The following is an 18,439-nucleotide window of genomic DNA, read 5'->3' as shown; positions in this document are numbered from 1 at the left end:
ATTGTCGACCAAAACATCGATCATATTGTCACCCACGCCGCCGCCGCGGCAGTGAGAGTTCATGCCAGCCAAGACTGACAACCGACCTGCAGCCAAGTCACGCGCCCCGATCCGAGCCGAGCCCGTCGCGGCGAGCGAGGTGATGGATTGGATTCGCGAACGGATTCGCCGTGGCAGCTTCGTGCCCGGCCAACGCTTGGTCGAAGCGGACATCATGCGTGAGCTGCCGACGGCCACGCGCAGCCGCGTTCGCGAAGCGTTGCAGCGGTTGGCGAGCGAAGGGCTGGTCACCATCGAGGAGTTCCGGGGCGCGTCAGTCAAGCGGTTTACTCACGATGACTTGCGGCAGATGTATCGCGCCCGCATGGCGCTGGAAGGCATGGCGGCCGCCGATTTTGCCGCCGCCGACAAGCCGGATCTCAAGCGGCGCCTGCAGAAGATCCAGGCCGAGCTGAACGGCATCGAGAACAGCGTCGACCACGAGCGTTTCGCACGGCTCAACGACGAATGGCATCGGCTGATCATCGAAGGCTCGGGCAACGAGTTCATCCGCATGTTTCTCGAGCGGCTGCGCATTCCCATCTACCGATTGCTGATCACGACCTTCTACAGTGCCCGCCGCGTCGACAACGCCAATGCCGGTCATCGCAAGATCACCGAAGCCATCGTCAACGGCCGCGCCAAGGATGCGGAGCGGCTGATGCGCGAACACATCGCGGAAGGCCTGGAAACGCTGTCGGCGATGGATCTGGATATCAAATAACCTCACTCGCCGCGTACCTCCTCTGAGAACTCGCCCACTATGGGCAGCATCAGCTGCGAAGCATGCTCCCGGTCGGAGTGAATGCTGATGGTCGGCGGCGGATCGAATTTCACATTGCGTGACCGCTGGCGAGGATCGGAGCCTGCGACCGTCAAGCGCAGGCGATGGCCGGCCTTGACGATGGTGGAGGTCGGCAGCAGATCCAGGCGCATGCGTGCCGGTGTGCCTGGCACGAGCGGCTGGGCATCGCCACGCTCGCCGCGGTGATAGGGCAGGCCCATGAAGTCGCGATATGGCGGGCGTTGCTCGCCTCGATGCGAGGCTCGTAGACGACCGTGAGTGACGATGGAAACATCGCCGCTCGGAGTAATGTCTTCGAGATAGACGAACAGGTCGACATCGTTCTGGTCTGCGGAGATCCACAGATCCGCGACGGGGTGGCCAGCGATGTGCGTGTCGGAAGTCAGGGGCGGCGTTGCGTAGCTGAGACCGTGTTTGTCCACAACGCACGGCCACATCAAGAAGTACAGATCCACCTTCTCGCTGCACTTCGGATCGTAGTTGACGACGAACTTGTCGTTAGCCACCGCCGAACCGATGCGCTTCGTGGTGAGCTGGCCGGCAATCCCGGGCGACGCGCCGCCAGCCAGATGCAACGTTTTATTTCGAGCATTGGCGAGCGGCCAGCGATCGGTGCTGCTCCACTCCTGGCCCGCAGGCGCATTGATGGTGCGGTAATAGATGGGCGGCTCGCGCTGCCAGCCATTGTCGATCTTTTTCAGGAAATGGTCGAAGAAGCGCAGCATCTCGGTTGCCATGGGAAAGTCACCGACGATGCAATGGCCCCATTCGCCCATCCACAGCTTCCGCGGATTGCTCAGGTTGTTGTACGCGAGCGTGGCCTCGAAGCTGCCTTCATCCAGCCAGTTGCCCCAAATGAAAATGCCGACGCCGGAGCGCTCGATCTCCTTGGCGTAAGTGGCAACGCTGGATTCGCGCCAGAACGGCACGCCGAGTTGGGGAGAAACATCGTCGCGATAGCGCATGCCCGCCCACAGCTCCGCCATCGGCGTGCCTTTGACATGCTCGGCGATCGCGGCCGCGGCCAGTTTGCCGTCGGTATCCGAGGCCACGGGTACGACACCTTGGCCATAATCCTGGCCGGGGTTCTCAGGTCGCGTGTTGAACTGAGCGGTGGTGCCGCCGCGACTGACGAAGCCATATTTGTCGAAGTCGGTGCAGCCGGGTGCGATGGCTTTGAGATGCGGCGACATCACGGTCGCTGCGTGCCACGTCGTGCCGCCGAGATAGGAACAACCGGCGACGCCAATGGCGCCGGTGCTCCAGGGTTGTGAAGCGAACCATTCCGTCATCTCGTAGGCGTCGCGCGCCTCGGTGCGATCTTGAAATCCCCGTCGCGCACCGAACGAGGCGCCTCGACCGCGCGTGTCGACGGCTGCGAGCACGTAGCCGTGATCGAGGAGCGGCATGAGATTCAGCTGCTCCAGCGGATTGACGAGATTGCCCTTGGCGTCGGTGTAGGCCCGGCGATACGGGGTGTGGATCCAGACGACCGGAAATTTTTCATCGACGGCGCGCCCGTCGACCGCCGGCCGATAGATATCGACCGCGAGCTTCACGCCGTCCGACATCGCGACGTACTGCGACGTCTTCTGCCATTCGCTGAAACGCTCTTCGGAGTAGCCCCGGTAGACGCCGGGGCGTGACTCCTTGGCTTCCTTGGCGAGCCCGGACTGCAGGGGCAACAGGCACAGGCTGGCCGCCAACGTTGCACGGACGAGCGAGGTCGACGCCGTCATGATCACCAGCGCTTGGTCACGACGAAAGAAACGAAGCGGCCGAGCGGCGAGACGTTCTGGTTGTCCCAGGAAACGAAGCCGTTCAATACCACCGGCGGATCTTCGTCGAGCAGGTTCTGGCCGTTGATCGACAGGCTGAGGCCGCTCAGCGCGCCACGCTCGTCGCCGAAGTCATAGGTGACAGCGGCGTCCACCGTCTTGTAGTCGTCCACTTCGACGTTCGGCGTAATGGCCGTGTTCTTGTAGCTATCGACGTAGTTCAGATAAAGATTCGCGGCCCAGCCATTCATCCGCCAGCCCGCCGAGGCGCGAGCGCGCAGGTCCACGGGATTGGAGAACGTATCCAGCACGTCGGTGTAGGGCAGGCCGGGAGCGATGGAACGCGTAAGGTCGAGAATCTTCGCGACATCGAGGCCAACGCGCCAGTCGCCAAACGAGGTGGGGAAGCTGTACCCCAGATTCACGTCCACGCCTTGCTGTTTCATGCTGCCGAGATTCGCGCGGCGGCCGTCGATGATGGCGTTGATGTTGGTGACCGGTTCCACTGGGCTCTGCAAGTCTGGATTCGCCAGGAACTCCGCCACGAGGGCGTTGAAAGCGGCTGCGCCGGCGGCATCGCTCGCTGGCGGCCGGCGAAGCACGTAAGGGCCGTACACCGCCGCATTCGTGAGCGCCGTGTTCAACACCACGTCGATGCGGTCGGTGTAATCGACGTCGTAATAGGTGAGCGATGCCGTCAGTCCTTGCAACGCGCCCGTGGGTTGCCAATCCAAACCGACCGACCAGGTCGTGGCTTCTTCGGGCTGCAGCGTGGATCGGCCGCCGTTGTGATAAATGCCGCGCGTGACGCCACCAGGGCCGGCTGGATCCGTCAGGTTCTGAATGAAGATGTTGTGGATCTGCTCGCTGGTGTCGACCAGGGACGGGGCGCGGAAGGACGTGCCGTACGTGGCGCGTGCAGTGAGCGACTCGATCGGCCGCCAGATCAAGCCGATCTTCGGATCGGTGGTCGAGCCAAAGTCAGAGTACTCTTCCCGCCGTGCCGCGACCGACAGACTCAGGCTGTGCATCGCCGGCACGGATTGCTCCTCGCCGACGAGGGGTACGAACACCTCACCGAAGATCGACGTGTTGTGGCGGCGGTTGAGAATGTTCTTGGTGGTGACGGCGCCGGAGGCCAGCACATTGTTGGCGTTCAAGGTCTGGCGGAATTCGTTGTCGTGACGTTCCACGCCGAGCGCCACTCGCATATCTCCACCAGGCAACTGGAACAATGGTCCGTCGGCCTTGAGCGCGAGATCGCGCGCTTCGCTGGTGCCGTGGGTGTCGCGGTTGGCAACGATGATGTCGACGAGCCCGGGGTTGTTGGTAGCGTTGAAGCTGCCGTCGCCGAAGGGATTGAAGGCGGTGGCGGGATTGCTGCTGGCGAGCGCCGCATTCAACGCTGCACCGTTCGTGATGGCACCTCGGCGCTGGAAGCCGCGGTTCTTACTCAGATTCGCATAAGCGTCGATGCGCCAGTCATCACCCATGTCGAAGCCCGCGCCGATCGCATTTTGCTGGGCATTCTCATAGCCGGCGAGACGCGGGTCTGAATCTTCCGCGAGGAATCGATATTCCACATTGACGGATGTAGGCGAGCCGAGCGCGGCGGGCGCGACGAACCATGGATTCGTATTGGGAACGCGCAATTGCCCGGAGGCTGGAGCGACGCGCTCATCGAACTCACGCTCCGAGTACCAGCCCTGATACCACACATCGAAGCGGCCGAATTCCTGGCGCGCATCGAGGAAGAAGCTGTCGCGATTCTGATTGGGCAACAGGTCGGCGAACGTGCCTTCGTCGAAGCGATTCGCTGCGCCCGCCGTCAATTGCTCGGGCGTGAGATCAGTGCCCGCGCCACCGGGCAGGGGATAGCGCGTCGTTCCAGAAACGATGTTGCCTGGCGATGCAAGCGTCTGTCGTGCGTCGGATCCGCCACGCGCGCGACGATCCTGCGAGGCGAAGTCCCTGTCGGCGCCGGACAGGCTGTCGCGCTCGTTGTGCTCGTACGCGGCGAACACGCTGCCGCCGCCCCACGTGAAGCCAAAGTTCTGACTGATGATTTTCTGGCTCGTGCCGTCGGCCACGCCGTAGCGAGCCAACGTTTCCGCGCCGTTGAAATCGTTGCGAGTGATGATGTTCACCACGCCTGCAACGGCGTCCGAACCGTAGATGGCCGATGCACCGTCGACGACGACCTCCAACCGCTCGATGGCGGCGGAGGCGATGACGTTGGGATCGTAGAGAGACTTGATGATGCCGGCGGGCGCGAGGCGTCGACCGTTGATGAGCAACAGTGTGGCTTCATTGCCAATGCCGCGCAGATTGATGCCTGAGACTCGCGTCGCATTGGCCGCGCCATCCTGCGCACCACCGAGCCGGCTTTCATCGGCCCCTAGACTCAACACCTGCGGCAGGGCGCGAGCCAGGTCGCTACTGGTGGCAAGTCCGGTGGCGACGAGCTCTTCGCGATCCATCGCAATCACCGGCGCGCCGGCGCTCGCCACGCCACGAATGCTCGTGCCCGTGACGACCACCTGTTCCACGACTTGATCGGTGTTAACTTCCTGGGCCGTCGCCGTACTCACCGCGACCAATGCACAAGCGCCGAATAAACCTGGACGTCGCATGGATCCCCCCTTGCAGTCCGCGTGCACCCGGCGAGATCCGGGCGTTCTATGGTGTTCCGGCAGACTAGGAAGTGCAGACGAAATTGTCAACAATCCGCGCGGGCAGATTCGGGCGCTATATGCAATGAGTTTGGGGGTATAAGCGGGCCGTATGCTTCGCGCAGCCCAACGACGACAACTCAGGGGCCATCTAATATGCATCGCATAGGATGCAATTCAGCTGAAACGGGTGCCGATGCATCCCACGTGATGCATCGGAGTAACGCTTCAGAGCGAGAACGGCATGCTCGGCATGGGACCCTTTCCGTTCGAGGATGACGAGGATCCCGACCTCGTCAACGCAGGAAAACAAACAATCACGCAGCTGCCCACGTCGAGTTTCTTCTCCAGCGCCGAGAGCTTCGCCATGATCCGCGGCGGTCACATCGATCTCGCCGTGCTCGGCGCGATGGATCTGGCCGCCAACCTGAAGCGGATCGTCATATTGATGGAGCACACGTCGAAGACCGCTCAGCCGAAGATTCTCGAGCGCTGCACACTGCCACTCACGGGAGTGCGCTGCGTGGATATGATCATTTCCGAGCTCGACGTGCTTCGTTGTGACAAGAAGGGCAGCGGCGGGCTGACGCTAGTCGAGCTTGCGCCCGGTGTCAGCGTGGACGAGGTGATCGCCGGGACCGGCGCGCCGGTCAAGATCGAGCTTGAAACCGCCCTCACGCAATCGGCCCCGCGTCATAACAAGACCAGCAACGCGCTTGCGGTACCGCACGTGGGAGATCACGTACAAACATCCCACCGGTGCGGTGGATCGAGTCCAGTGCGATGCGCTCAAAGGTTTGCGGCGGCCCGAAATATCTGCCGAATAATCCGCTACGACACTCCGTTCTGCTCACGATCGGTTCCTCTGGTGATTGATCAACACCACGACTGAAAACCGCGCTGAAGCATCTCCGTTCTTCTACGTAAAATTCCGGGGGCAATCACTCTGTTCTTTCGTCGTGACAGTGGACAGTCTATGCCGACCGTCAACAGGCAGCCGGAGGGGACCGACTCATGTTTCACGAACACCAGCCCGTGCGAATCTTGTCGAACGCGGGCCACGATTGGTCACTGGTGCTGGCGGGAGGCGAGGGTACTCGGCTGCAGTCGCTCACCATGACCGCGTCGGGCGTGGCGGTGCCCAAGCAGTTCTGCTCCTTCGGTGGCGATGTTTCATTACTCCATGACGCGCTGACTAGATCGCAAAGCGTGACGACGCAGGAGCGGACGTGCGTCGTCGTCTCCGAACATCACCGTTTGTGGTGGCAGGCCCTGGATCTGCGAATTCCGTCCGAGAATGTCATCCGCCAGCCACGTAACCGTGGTACGGCGACCGGCATTCTGCTGCCGCTGCTGAGAATCCTGCACCGGGATCCCAAGGCGAATCTGCTGGTGCTGCCCTCAGATCATTTCGTACGCAACGAGGCCGCGCTGGCGACCAGTCTGCGGGCCGCAATGCGCAGCGTCCGTCAACGTCCCGATCAGATCGTGATCCTCGGGATCTCGCCCGACGAAGCGGATCCGGAGTTGGGCTACATCGTGGCGGAGGGTAACGGCGTGGCAGATCTGCGTTCCGTCACCGAATTCGTTGAAAAGCCCAGTGCAGCTGTGGCTCGCGGTCTGATTGCTCGCGGCGGAGTCTGGAACTCCTTCATCTTCGCCGCGCATGGCGCGACGTTGCTCCGGGCGGTCGAGGAGCGTTGCCCGCGCCTGGTCACGGAGATGCGAAACATCGTTGCCTCCGGCGAGTCCCCGGCGCATCACGATCTGCTGGGTCATTTATACGATCACGCGCCCGATCTCGATTTCTCGCGCGACATTCTCCAGCGCTCGCCCTCCATGTTACGGGTGCTCACGGTGCCGCCCTGTGGCTGGAGCGATCTCGGCACGCCGAAGCGACTGATCGAGGCGTTGAATCACGTTCTGCCCAAATCGGAACATTCTCTACGCGAGCTGGGCCGGCACACGCCGTTCGTGGACCTCACCCAGCATCGTTCGCCGAAGTACGCGGCGGGCTGACACCGCCATCGGCCCGGCAGGCGCGGCTGTCGCCTTCGCGCTGCATTCCCGCTATCATCGCGGCACGGTCTGCAGTTCACCGAGGCGTCGCCGCCCCGTCCAGGGGAGCTAAACCTGCTCATCTCCCAATGACACGCACTGATCCCGTGCCGTGGTCGAAAGTCGGCGACCATCGACGCTCCTAGAGAACGGCGCGAAAGGATGAGTCATGTCCAGAGCCGCTTTGTCTTTGCAAATCTCCGACTTGTCGGGATTTGCCAAATCCCTTCGTGAGCAACTCGGCAAGCTGCCGGAGCCACCGGGGCACGTCGAAATGCTGAACTTGCTGTGCCGTTCGGCGGGGTTCAGAAACTATCAGCACTGCAAAGGGGTGATGGAGGCTCGTCAGCGACTGGACGCGCCGCCGGCCGTTCAAGCGCCGGCGCCGGCCCCCGTCGACTACGCGCTGATCGAGAGAGCCATGCGCCAGTTCGATGCGCAAGGTCGGCTCATGCGGTGGCCGACGCGCTCCAACCTGCAGGACCTTTGCTTGTGGGTGTTGTGGTCCCGGCTGCCGAATCGGATCACGCTCACCGAAAAACAGATCAGCGAGCTGATCAAACGCTGGCATGCGTTTGGCGATCACGCTTTGCTACGGCGTGCGCTCATCGCCTGGCGGCTGGTGCAGAGGACGTTGGACGGGAGCGAGTACCGGCGCATCGAGCAAAAGCCGCCCGCGGAGTTGAGTCCGTTGCTGGCTCGCTTGTCGGGACGGACGTAGTTCCTGCTCGAGGACGCAGCCGGGTAAGATCCAGCCTGGTGTGACATCCGGCGGATCCGTACTCCCATGGCAGACAACACGATTCCCTCGAGCATGCGCGTGGTCGGCATTCGCGGCGGCAAAGGCGGCGCGGATGCAGTGACGATCGAACGCATTCCGACGCCTGCAGCGGCGGACGGACAGATCTTGATTCGCGTGCGAGGGGCTGGCGTGAATCGGCCGGACATCGTGCAACGGCAAGGTCTGTATCCGCCGCCGCCCGGCGCGTCGCCCGTGATGGGCCTCGAAGTGGCTGGCGAAGTCGCTGCGGTTGGAACCGGCGTCACGCGTTGGAAGGTCAGCGATCATGTGACGGCGTTGCTCCCGGGCGGGGGCTATGCGGAGTACGCCGTCGTCGATGCTCGCCACGCGCTGCCTGTGCCGAAAGGTTTGACGCCCGTGCAAGCGGCCGCCTTGCCGGAAACGGTGTTCACCGTGTGGAGCAACGTATTCGAGCGTGGCCGCCTGGTCGCGGGAGAAACGGTCCTCATACATGGTGCGAACAGTGGCATCGGTGTCACAGCCATTCAGATGGCCAAAGCCTGCGGCGCGCGTGTGTTCGCAACGGCGCGAGGCGCTGAGAAAGCCGCGCGTGCGAAGCAGACAGGCGCGGACCTTGCGATCGATGCAAGCGCGGGAAGCTGGGTCGAGTCGGTGAAGGCCGCCGGTGGCGTCGATCTCGTGCTCGATATGGTCGGTCGTGATTATTTCGAGGGCAACGTCGACGTGCTGAAGCCGGAAGGCCGCTTGAGCGTGATCGCCACCTTGACCGGCCATCGTGTCGAACTGGATCTGCGCAAGCTCATGCTCAAACGGCTGACGTTGACGGCCTCGACCTTGCGTGCGCGTGAGGCAGATGAGAAAGCGCGGCTCGCACGGGCCATCGAGGAACGCGTCTGGCCGTGGATCGAAGCGGGCAAAGTATCGCCGCTCATCGACAAGACGTTGCCGCTGGCAGAAGCGGGCGCCGCGCACACGTGGCTCGAAAGCGGCTCGCAATTCGGCAAGGTGGTGCTGACGCCGTGAGCGTTGGCGATCGGCTCGATCGCCAACACATTCGGGAACGTCTAGCGGGTTCGGCGGCTCGCCGGCGTTTCGTTCGTTTCCTCGTAGGCCGAGCACTGCTCGGGCTCGAGGGGCCGGACTTCGTAGCTCAAGCCACAGGCGAGGCAGGGATTCTGAGCGGCGAGCGCCACGGCTTCTTCGAAGCTGGTCGCGTAGAAGAACCAATAGCCGCCGATGACTTCCTTGGTTTCGGCAAACGGGCCGTCGGTCACGCCGTGCTTCGACACCAGCGCGGTCTCCTGCTTGAGTCGTGAGCCGGATTTCATTTTGCCTTCGCTCACCAGCCGGTCGTGCCAGACATAAAAGGCGTCGATGGCCGTCTGGATCTGCTCGGGCGATTTGTCCTCATCCCACTGACCGCGGGAGAGCACGAGATAGGGAGACAGGACGTTTGCTTGGCTCATTGCTGTTTTTTCCGACAAGTCGCTGTACAGAAACACAGAATATCAGATGCGGCAGCGAATGCCCGCGACGGCCTCGCATGCCGCAACCAGCGAGACGCTGAACACGCTGACAACTGCGCTACACTGAATTTTTGAGTCCATCAGCTGACACGCCCATGCTCCCGACGCTGAATCAGATCGAGTCTACTCAACAGCTCGTTTATGCAACTGTGCCGGCCACGCCGCAGTACTGCTGGCCCTTGCTTTCCGAGAGGCTCGGCGCCGAAGTCTGGCTCAAACATGAGAACCACACGCCTGTCGGCGCATTCAAGGTACGCGGCGGTTTGGTGTACTTCGCCGATCTGGCCAAGGCGAAAAAGACGCGCGAGGTCATCACCGCGACGCGCGGCAATCACGGCCAATCGGTTGCGCTCGGCGCGAGCCGCTATGGCCTGAGCGCGACCATCGTCGTGCCGTTTGGAAACAGTGTCGAAAAGAACAATGCGATGCGGGCGCTCGGCGCGAAGCTGATCGAGCATGGCGAGGATTTCCAAGAGGCGAGACAGCACGCGATCGAGCTCGCGGAAAGCTCCGGAGCTCACATGGTTCCCTCGTTCCATCCGCTGTTGATTCAGGGTGTCGCAACGTATGGAGTCGAGCTGTTTCGCGCCGTTTGCGATCTGGACACGGTGTATGTTCCCATCGGCCTGGGATCCGGCATCTGCTCGACCATCGCAGTCAGAAATGTTTTGAGTCCCGAGACGAAGGTGGTTGGCGTCGTCTCTGCACATGCTCGCGCCTACTCGCTCTCGTTTGCATCGAAGCAAGCGATCGACTCGCCTGTATCGACGCGCCTGGCGGACGGTATGGCCTGTCGCACGCCCGAACCGGAAGCGCTCGAAATCATCTGGAAATATGTCGACCGCATCGTCGAAGTCAGCGACGATGACATCGCCGAGGCCATGCGCGTCATCTACGAATGCACTCACAACGTGGCGGAAGGCGCCGGCGCGGCGGCCGTTGCGGCGTTAGCCAAGGAAGGCAACAAGGTCAGAGGTAAGAAGGTCGCGGCCGTGCTCTCGGGCGGCAACGTCGATCGATCGATGTTCGCGCAGGTCCTTTCGGGCTAACGTTCTACTCGCAGCACATCCTTGGCCGCGTCGATGAAGGCGCGCAACTTCGGCGCTTGCGAGGCGCGAGTCGGGAAATAAAGAAACAAACCGGGCTCTTCGATGGCCGACTCCGGCAGGAGCCACTGTAGGCGGCCGTCCGCCAGTTCCTGGCGAACGAAGGGCTCGAAAATATAGGCGATGCCGATGCCCGCGAGCGCAAGGTCCTTGGCAGAGGCGGGCTCGTTGACCAGCGCCGTGCCGCTCACTTTGACGGCGACGTCCTGACCGTGATCGAGCATTTCCCATGCGTAGAGACTGCCGGCCGTCGGCAGGCGATAACCGATGCAGTTGTGATTCGCCAGGTCGCGCACAGTCGTGATCTGCTCGTGACGCTGCAGATACTCGGGCGAGGCGACCATGATGGCCTTGAACGGAGGCGTGAGTCGGACGACGACCATGTCGCCGTCGATCATGCCGCCCAGACGAACGCCGGCATCGAAACCCGCCGCCACGATATCGGTGCTGGCCGCTTGCACCGACACTTCGACGGTCAGTTGCGGATGGCGCGAGGTTAACTCCGCAAGCACCGGCGTGATCGCCAGAGGCAAGGCGATTTGCGGCACGTTCAACCGTAGCAGCCCGGTGACCTGGCCGCGTTCGGAGCGGATCTGCTCGATGGCTTCCTGAACTTCGTTGAACGCGGCGCCGATCGATTCGTTGAGTCGCCGCCCGACCTCCGTCAACGCCACGCTTCGAGTGGTGCGCGTGAACAGGGGCGCACCCAAGCGCTCTTCGACCGTGCGTACAGCATGGCTGACCGCCGAGGCGCTCATGCCAAGCTCATTGGCCGCCGCGGCGAAGCTGCCATGACGGGCCACTCCAAGAAACACGGGCAGATGGGCGAGGAGGTCGCGGTCCATTCATGAACCGTATCGCATAACCCATTCGATTTGAACCGTCTTATCAAAGGATGACCCGGGCGGCATGATTTCGCCATGCCAGGTTCGACACATATCTATAGGAGCGATTTCATGGCCCAGTCTCGTCCGACCACTTGGTTCATCACCGGCGCGTCTTCCGGTTTCGGTCACGCTTTCGCCAGCTATGCCCTGGCGCAGGGATACAACGTGGTCGCCACTGCTCGCAATCCAGCGAAGCTGGCGGAGCTTTCCGCCCAAGCGCCCCATCGCGTGCTCGCGCTTTCTCTCGATGTCGATCAGCCCGGCGCGGCCGACAAAGCAGTGAAGGAAGCCGTCGCGCGGTTCGGCGGCATCGACGTTGTGATCAACAACGCGGGTTACTCCATCGTTGGATCGGTAGAGGAGACCCCCGAGAAGGAGCTACGGGCCTTGATGGAGACGAACTTCTTCGGCGCGGTCGCAGTGACTCGGGCAGCGCTGCCGACGCTTCGTGCCCAAGGCTCCGGTGCGATCGTGAATATCTCGAGTCTGGGCGGCCAGCTCTCGTATCCTGGCTTCGGCGCGTACTCGGCCTCGAAGTTCGCACTGGAAGGCATGTCCGAAGCGCTCGCGCTCGAAGTCGCGCCCTTCGGGATCAAAGTGATGATCGTCGAGCCCGGGAATTTCCGCACCAACCTGCTTGGGGGCGGCACGCGAGCGATGCCGTCGATGCCTGAGTATCAGGCGACCGTTGGCGGCACGCGAGAGTTCGCGAAGCAGATGCATGGATCACAGCTCGGCGATCCTCTGAAGGCCGCTGCCGCCATCGAGCTTGCTCTGAAATCGGCAAGCACGCCCCTGCGTCTGCAACTCGGCGACGACGCCGTCGCCGCCGTGCGCGATCACGCCCGGAAACTGCTCGCTGACCTCGAGCGCTGGGAGTCGGTGGCGGTGGACACGAAGCTGGAGGGCGCCACCAGCTCCGCGAAGCCGCTGTCATGACGCCGCGGCTGAGAACCCGGTAATCAAGGGTCAAGCTGCCAATATCACATTGGTCGAGACGAGCGCGCCAGACCCATGATAAATAGGCGCGCTCGTGACAGGGACGACCATGACCAAGAATACATCGCATCGATCGGGGCTTGCATTCATACGTTGGACGGGATGGGCAGCATTCTGCTCGCTGCTGTTTTCGTGGCCGGCTCATGCCGCCGACAGCGAGAACCGTTCAGCTGTCGGCGTGCCGGAGGAGGTGCTGGTGCTGGGCGAACAGCCTGGGCCGGGGCTCTGGAAAGTATCCAAAGGCGGGCACACGCTGTGGATTCTTGGAACCTACGTGCCGACGCCGAGGGGCATGGTCTGGCGATCGAAGCAGGTTGAAGCGGTGATCGCGGCTTCGAACGAAGTGCTCGGACCGTACTCCGCATCGTTGCGAGTCAAAGAGTCGAAGCCTTATCAGGCGCGAGGAAACAAGCTCAGAGACGTTCTGCCACGCCGGGTCCATGCACGCTGGCGCTCGCTACGGGATGAATACATCGGCGAGGACGCGGAGACGGAGAGTCTGTTGCCGACTGCCGCGGCATTGTTGCTGCGGGCGCAGGCGTATGAACGGATTGGACTCACGCATGCGGATGATGTCTGGCGCACCATATATCGACAGGCGGGCAGCCATGGCGTTCCGATTCGGCCGCTTGCGTATGAGATGGGGCCGGTTACGCCCGACAATAACAGCTCGCGGCTGGCTCGTCAGAATGGCGTCACGTATCTGGTCGAAACCATGGATCGTCTCGAAACCGATATGACACAAGCCCGCGCTCGTGCGAACGCGTGGGCGCTGGGCGATATGGAAGTGTTGAAAACATTGGTGGAAGCGGATGCTTCGTACGCCCAATCGTTGGCTTACAGTTGGCCGTTCCTCAGTCAGCAGCAAGTCGTCGACCTGCAGCGGCAAGCCGAGAACAAGCTTCTCAGTGCGCTCGAACGAGCATTGAACCGCAATGAGACCACGCTCGTGGTGTTGCCGGTTCATCTGATCCTCCGAGGGAATGGAGTCGTTTCGAGCCTCCGCGCGGCGGGTTATTCCGTGGAGGATCCGCGCTGACGCTTCTCAAGCAACGAGCAGACTCCGCAGCCCTCGATTGCCTGCGGAGGTGAAGCGCACGACGCGGGAATTCTTCTCGAGCTTCACCCAGCCCAGCGACTGGAAGCGAGAGAACAGAGCGGCGCCGAGCGATCCCGCCAGATGATAGCGGCGCTCGCTCCAGTCCATGCAAGGCCGGCAAAAAATGCGACGTTGCCGAGTCGCGGCCTCCGTGTCCACGCCCAAGCGCGCGAGCAAATCCTTACCCGAGTCAGTGAGAGCGAGCCCGTCATTCGACATCGTCAGCGCGCGATGTCGAATGAGCGCTTCATAGATCGTCACGCCCATTTCGCCCGCGAGATGGTCGTAGCAGATTCTCGCCTTGCGCAGCGCCGGCTCACGCGGACTCGAAAGTATTCGCACCGCGCCGGTACGAAAGGCAATCCCCATCAAAGATTCGAGCAGTCCCGCGACATCTTCGTCGGCGAGGCGAAAGTAGCGATGCCGGCCTTGTTTCTCGACGGTCACCAGCGCGGCGTCGAGCAGCTTGGACAAGTGGGCGCTCATGGTTTGTTTGGTGACGTTCGCTGTCGTCGCAAGCTCCGTCGCCGTGAGCGCGCGGTCCGTCATGAGCGCGGTGAGCGCGTCCGCTCGCGCCGGATCGCCGAGCAGGGCGGCGATGCGAGCAATGTTCGGTCCGTCTTTCATGGTTCGACGCTAAGCGAACCATCGGCGCAACGCAATCCCTAAAATCGTTCGCGACATTGGCCGAGCACAGATGCATTCATGATCGCGGTGATCTTCGAGGCCGAGATGGAGTCGCGCCAACGGCACGCGTATCTGGACGCTGCCGCCTCGTTGCGCCCGTTGCTGAACGAGGTTCGCGGCTTCATTTCGATAGAGCGATTCGAGAGCCTGGCGCATCCAGGCAAGGTGCTGTCGCTGTCGTTCTGGGAGGACGAAGAGTCCGTGAAGCAGTGGCGCACGCTGGAGGCGCACCGAGCGGTCCAGTCGGCAGGGCGCGACCGGATCTTCACCGATTACCGCCTGCGTGTCGCGGCAGTTCTGCGCGATTACTCCATGACGGATCGCGAGCAGGCGCCGGACGATTCACTCACGGTCCACGGCTGAGCAACACAAACGAACCATGAAGATACGGAAATCCACTTTGCTAAAACGCGCGCTTGTTGGAGCCATCGTTTTCCTTGCCTGCGGGCCCGCGACAATGGCGGAGAACCTCGAATCGCTGCGCGTTCCGTCAGGCATCGGCTCGCTGAATCTGTTCCTGCGTCACATCGATCATCGAGGGCCGCCGGTGCTCATCCTGCACGGTGCGACATTCCCTTCGGGCAACGCCGCGGCGTGGAAAATCGATGGAAAGTCGTGGATGCATGATCTGGCCGAGCACGGCTACGACGTTTATTCACTGGATTTTCTCGGATACGGAGAGTCGGATAACTATCCCGAAATGGTTTCCGAGGACGCGAGCGGCCCCGCGCTCGGAGATGTCACGAGCATGGTAGGGCAGGTCGATCGCGCGATGGCCGCGATCTCCTCGCGACGGCCCGGTACAGCCATCCACCTGATCGCCCATTCAGCCGGTACGCTGGTCGCCGCTCGATATGCAGAGCTTCACCCCGATCGCATCGCGCGATTGGTGCTCTTCGGCGCGCCTGCACCCGTCGAGGGTCCACAGGCGGTTGAAGTGCGTCGCCGGCGGTATATCCAAGTCTCGGCAGCTGATCAGCTCAACGGCTTCGAGCGGCGAGTGCGTGAATCGCGTCGCCTCGATCCGGCAATGTTTTCTGAATGGTCTGCTGCATATCTCGCCACAGACACGCAGAGCGCCACGCGTGTGCCGGCGAGCGTGCGGGTGCCCGCCGGCATGGTGGCCGCCTTGGATGAACTGGATAAGACAGGAAAACTTCCATACGACCCGGCGCGCATCACCACACCTACGCTGGTCATCCAGGGAGAGTGGGACGCGGTCACGCCGCCCGCGCAGGGAATGTGGCTGTTCGAGCGCCTCGGCGCGCCCCTGAAGCGATTCATCGCGTTGAGCCAGGGCGGTCATCGCCTGCATCTGGAGCAGAGCCGGTTGCAGCTCTATCGGGAAGTTCGCGGCTTCCTCGAGACTGAAGGCTAGTCGCCGAGGGCTGCGAGCAACCCTCGACGGTCGCGATCAATCGCGGATCAGCGATTGCCCGAGGGCGCGGGCAGTGGAGTCCCTTCGGGCACGGGCTCGCCGAACTGCGGCCAGCCCTCCGCATTCCAATCGAAGCGCTGGATGTGTGGAGCGCGCTTCGACGTGCATTTCATGTCGGGGCCGGAATTGGCGTGATAGATGATCCAGTTTTCCTTGCCGTCGGGCGACACGAAGAAGCCGTTGTGTCCCGTCGCATAGACACCGTTGCCGCTTTTCAGCACCGGTTGCGGCGACTTGGTCCACGCGGAAGGATCGAGTGGATCGGAGCCGGGCGCCGCATGCAGCAGGCCCAGCGAGTAGCCGTCCGACCAGCAAGCGCTACCCGAATAGGTCAGGAACAAATCTCCCTTGGGACCCTGCAGGAATTCCGGGCCTTCGACGATCTGGCGGCCGCCCTGTTGTTCCCACGGCTGATCGGGACGAGCGATCACATTCTCCGGGCCGGTGAGCGTCCATGGATTCTCCATTTGCGCGATCGCGAGCGAAGTGTCCGTTTCGGTGTAGGGTGAGTACACGAAGTAGCGCTTGCCCCCGTGACTGAAGACCGTGCCGTCGATGCCCGCGCGAGCGGTGTTGATGCGGCCGCGATCGATCCAGTTGTCGTTCATGGGATCGGCCGAATCGTTCTCCAGGACGAACACGCCGCGATGCGCGTCGTCCTCGAAGCCGCTCGCGGTCGCCGAGTAGTACAGAAACCATTTGCCGTCGATGCGATGGAGCTCGGGAGCCCAGATGGAGTGGGCATTCGGTCCGGTCGGGGGCGCGGTCCAGACCACCACCTCCTTGGCCTCGGCAAGCTTCGCGATGTTGTCCGTGCGCCAGAGGGAGATCCGGTTGCCCAGCGTATGCGTGTAGTAATAGACGCCGTCGACCTGCGTGATCCACGGGTCAGGCCCAGAGGGCAATAGCGGATTGGTGTAGGTGGAGGCGGGAGGGGCCGCTGCCGTCGGAGTCGTGGAACCTGAGCAGCCCGCCATAACCGCGGCGACGCCGACGGCCCATCCCATTCTGTACCAATTACGTGTCATCGCTGGAACTCGCTGAAACTTGATAAACCCGATTTATCTTATAATTACGACAAAGATGTGCAAGGATAACCTCGCATCGATGCCAAGGGGGGACGATCGAGAATGGCCCGACGGAAAATGACCGCGATTCGCAGCCTGCTCGTGTGCTGCGGCCTGATACTCGCAAGCTGCGCAACTCCCGGTCAGCACGCCGGCGCGCAGAAACCCAAGAACATCCTGTTCATTCTGGTCGACGATCTCGGCTATGCGGACTTTTCGGTCACCGGAAACCGCAAGGTGCAGACGCCGAACATCGATCGACTGGCCGAGCAGGGCCTGCTCATGACGCAGTACACGGCTCCATCGCCGATCTGCTCGGCCTCGCGCGCTGGCACGATGGCCGGCAGATTCCCCTCGGAGCTGCGCATCCTGAGCTTCATCAGCAGCCGCAAGCACAATGAACAGATGGGGCAGGCAAACTGGCTCGATCCGCAGGTGCCGACACTGCCGCGATCCCTGCATGATGCGGGCTACGCCACGGCTCACATCGGCAAATGGCATCTCGGTGGCGGGCGCGACGTGGGCGAAGCGCCGCTGATCACCGAATACGGCTTCGATGAAAGCTACACGCAGTTCGAAGGCCTCGGCCCGCGCGCGCTGATGAAAGAAGACACCGCGAAGCTCGCCTCGCAGAGCGCGGCGCTCGGACGCGGCCCGATCGAGTGGCTGCCGAAGTCGACGCTGACCGAGCGGTATGTCTCTAAGGCGCTCGATTTCATCGAGCGCAGCGAGGATCGCCCCTGGTTCGTACAGCTCTGGCTCGACGATGTGCACGACCCGTGGCACCCCGACGAAGCGCAGTTGCAGGCCGTGCAGGGCAAGGGCGACGACGCAGACGAGGAGCGCTTGTTCGGCGTGCTCGTGGCGATGGATGCGCAGATCGGCCGGCTCATCGACACGTTGCGCGCGAACGGCGAGTTGAACGACACGCTCATCGTGCTGACGGGCGACAACGGCCCGAGTGGCTCGCCACAGTACTACAAGGATGGCGCCACGCCGCCGGGCGATGCCAGCAACTTCCGTGGCCGCAAAGGCAGTCTTTACGAAGGCGGTGTGAGATTGCCGCTGATCGTCCATTGGCCGCAGGGCATCGCGCCCGGCAAGCGGGACGATACGACCGTCGCGAACGGCGTCGATCTGTTCCCGACGCTTGCACAACTCGCTGGCGCGAAGCTGCCGGCCGATCTCGACGGAGTGAGTCTCGCGTCTGCCTGGACCGGTCAGCCCCTGAAGTCGCGGCCCGATATTTTCTATGCCTACGGCGGCTTCGGCGTTCCGGGCAAATCGCCGCGTCCGTTTCGTGACAGCGACGTGAGTCCGCCGTTTGCCATTCGTGCTGCCGATTGGAAATTGCTGGCGCGCGGGGATGGAACGAATGCCGAGCTTTATAACCTCGCGAGCGATCCGTCGGAGTCGAGCAACGTCGCCAAAGAGAATCCAGAGGTTGCCAGCTCGCTCACCGAGAAGGTCGTGAGCTGGCGCCGGAGCTTGCCGCAGTAAGAGGCCGGCGCGACG

General features: G+C 62.5%; 16 protein-coding genes and 1 pseudogene. 11 read left to right on the top strand and 6 right to left on the bottom strand.

The features are described from left to right. Positions 1-61 precede the first annotated feature (61 nt). Positions 62-763, top strand: a complete 702-nt coding sequence (locus VGD45_RS08305; RefSeq protein WP_331154814.1) for a GntR family transcriptional regulator — start codon at positions 62-64, stop codon at positions 761-763. Positions 764-765: 2 nt separating this feature from the next. Here the strand turns inward: VGD45_RS08305 and VGD45_RS08300 are convergent, their stop codons facing one another. Further along, entirely contained in the window at positions 766-2,583 is a 1,818-nt protein-coding gene (locus tag VGD45_RS08300; protein ID WP_331154813.1) for a CocE/NonD family hydrolase, read from the bottom strand. A 2-nt stretch (positions 2,584-2,585) separates the two neighbouring features. Next, on the bottom strand, positions 2,586-5,255 hold the full coding sequence (locus VGD45_RS08295; protein WP_331154812.1) for a TonB-dependent receptor plug domain-containing protein: 2,670 nt from the start codon (positions 5,253-5,255) through the stop codon (positions 2,586-2,588). Between the two features lie 253 nt (positions 5,256-5,508). On the opposite strand from VGD45_RS08295, the pseudogene VGD45_RS34070 reads away from it, so the two are divergent. From VGD45_RS34070 to VGD45_RS08275, 4 genes and pseudogenes are all read left to right on the top strand, one after another. Then, positions 5,509-5,946: pseudogene (locus tag VGD45_RS34070) on the top strand (CoA-transferase); the annotation flags it as partial. Between the two features lie 362 nt (positions 5,947-6,308). Beyond that, positions 6,309-7,313 carry a sugar phosphate nucleotidyltransferase gene (locus tag VGD45_RS08285; protein WP_331154811.1) on the top strand — a complete coding sequence of 335 codons (1,005 nt, stop codon included), beginning with the start codon at positions 6,309-6,311 and terminating at the stop codon, positions 7,311-7,313. Positions 7,314-7,521: 208 nt separating this feature from the next. Next, positions 7,522-8,073, top strand: coding sequence for a DUF2087 domain-containing protein (locus VGD45_RS08280; RefSeq protein WP_331154810.1), 552 nt, complete (start codon positions 7,522-7,524; stop codon positions 8,071-8,073). Positions 8,074-8,139: 66 nt separating this feature from the next. Beyond that, positions 8,140-9,138 carry an NAD(P)H-quinone oxidoreductase gene (locus VGD45_RS08275; RefSeq protein ID WP_331154809.1) on the top strand — a complete coding sequence of 333 codons (999 nt, stop codon included), beginning with the start codon at positions 8,140-8,142 and terminating at the stop codon, positions 9,136-9,138. 41 nt (positions 9,139-9,179) lie between these two features. Here the strand turns inward: VGD45_RS08275 and VGD45_RS08270 are convergent, their stop codons facing one another. Further along, entirely contained in the window at positions 9,180-9,581 is a 402-nt protein-coding gene (locus VGD45_RS08270) for a YciI family protein (RefSeq protein ID WP_331154808.1), read from the bottom strand. A gap of 155 nt (positions 9,582-9,736) precedes the next feature. Here VGD45_RS08270 and VGD45_RS08265 point away from each other — a divergent pair, with 155 nt between their 5' ends. After that, on the top strand, positions 9,737-10,690 hold the full coding sequence (locus VGD45_RS08265) for a threonine dehydratase (RefSeq protein ID WP_331154807.1): 954 nt from the start codon (positions 9,737-9,739) through the stop codon (positions 10,688-10,690). Here VGD45_RS08265 and VGD45_RS08260 read toward each other — a convergent pair. Beyond that, positions 10,687-11,592 (bottom strand): LysR family transcriptional regulator, encoded by a 906-nt coding sequence (locus tag VGD45_RS08260; protein WP_331154806.1) that lies wholly within the window; start codon positions 11,590-11,592, stop codon positions 10,687-10,689. The genes VGD45_RS08265 and VGD45_RS08260 overlap by 4 nt on opposite strands. Positions 11,593-11,703: 111 nt before the next feature. Here VGD45_RS08260 and VGD45_RS08255 point away from each other — a divergent pair, with 111 nt between their 5' ends. Then, positions 11,704-12,573: an oxidoreductase gene (locus tag VGD45_RS08255; RefSeq protein ID WP_331154805.1), complete on the top strand. Its 870-nt coding sequence runs from the start codon at positions 11,704-11,706 to the stop codon at positions 12,571-12,573. 109 nt (positions 12,574-12,682) lie between these two features. After that, entirely contained in the window at positions 12,683-13,672 is a 990-nt protein-coding gene (locus VGD45_RS08250; RefSeq protein ID WP_331154804.1) for a TraB/GumN family protein, read from the top strand. Between the two features lie 6 nt (positions 13,673-13,678). Here the strand turns inward: VGD45_RS08250 and VGD45_RS08245 are convergent, their stop codons facing one another. Continuing rightward, positions 13,679-14,359, bottom strand: a complete 681-nt coding sequence (locus tag VGD45_RS08245; protein ID WP_331154803.1) for a winged helix-turn-helix domain-containing protein — start codon at positions 14,357-14,359, stop codon at positions 13,679-13,681. 78 nt (positions 14,360-14,437) lie between these two features. Here VGD45_RS08245 and VGD45_RS08240 point away from each other — a divergent pair, with 78 nt between their 5' ends. After that, on the top strand, positions 14,438-14,782 hold the full coding sequence (locus tag VGD45_RS08240) for an antibiotic biosynthesis monooxygenase (protein WP_331154802.1): 345 nt from the start codon (positions 14,438-14,440) through the stop codon (positions 14,780-14,782). Between the two features lie 94 nt (positions 14,783-14,876). Then, on the top strand, positions 14,877-15,797 hold the full coding sequence (locus VGD45_RS08235) for an alpha/beta hydrolase (protein ID WP_331154801.1): 921 nt from the start codon (positions 14,877-14,879) through the stop codon (positions 15,795-15,797). 47 nt (positions 15,798-15,844) lie between these two features. Here the strand turns inward: VGD45_RS08235 and VGD45_RS08230 are convergent, their stop codons facing one another. Then, positions 15,845-16,885 (bottom strand): glycoside hydrolase family 43 protein, encoded by a 1,041-nt coding sequence (locus VGD45_RS08230; protein WP_331154800.1) that lies wholly within the window; start codon positions 16,883-16,885, stop codon positions 15,845-15,847. Between the two features lie 102 nt (positions 16,886-16,987). Between VGD45_RS08230 and VGD45_RS08225 the strand changes: the two genes are divergently transcribed. Continuing rightward, complete coding sequence (locus VGD45_RS08225; RefSeq protein ID WP_331154799.1) at positions 16,988-18,424, top strand: sulfatase family protein; 1,437 nt, start codon at positions 16,988-16,990, stop codon at positions 18,422-18,424. Positions 18,425-18,439 lie beyond the last annotated feature (15 nt).

This window comes from Steroidobacter sp. (assembly GCF_036402275.1).
In the GTDB taxonomy this organism is placed as follows: Bacteria; Pseudomonadota; Gammaproteobacteria; order Steroidobacterales; family Steroidobacteraceae; genus Steroidobacter.
This window is presented reverse-complemented; position numbering and strand designations above follow the sequence as displayed.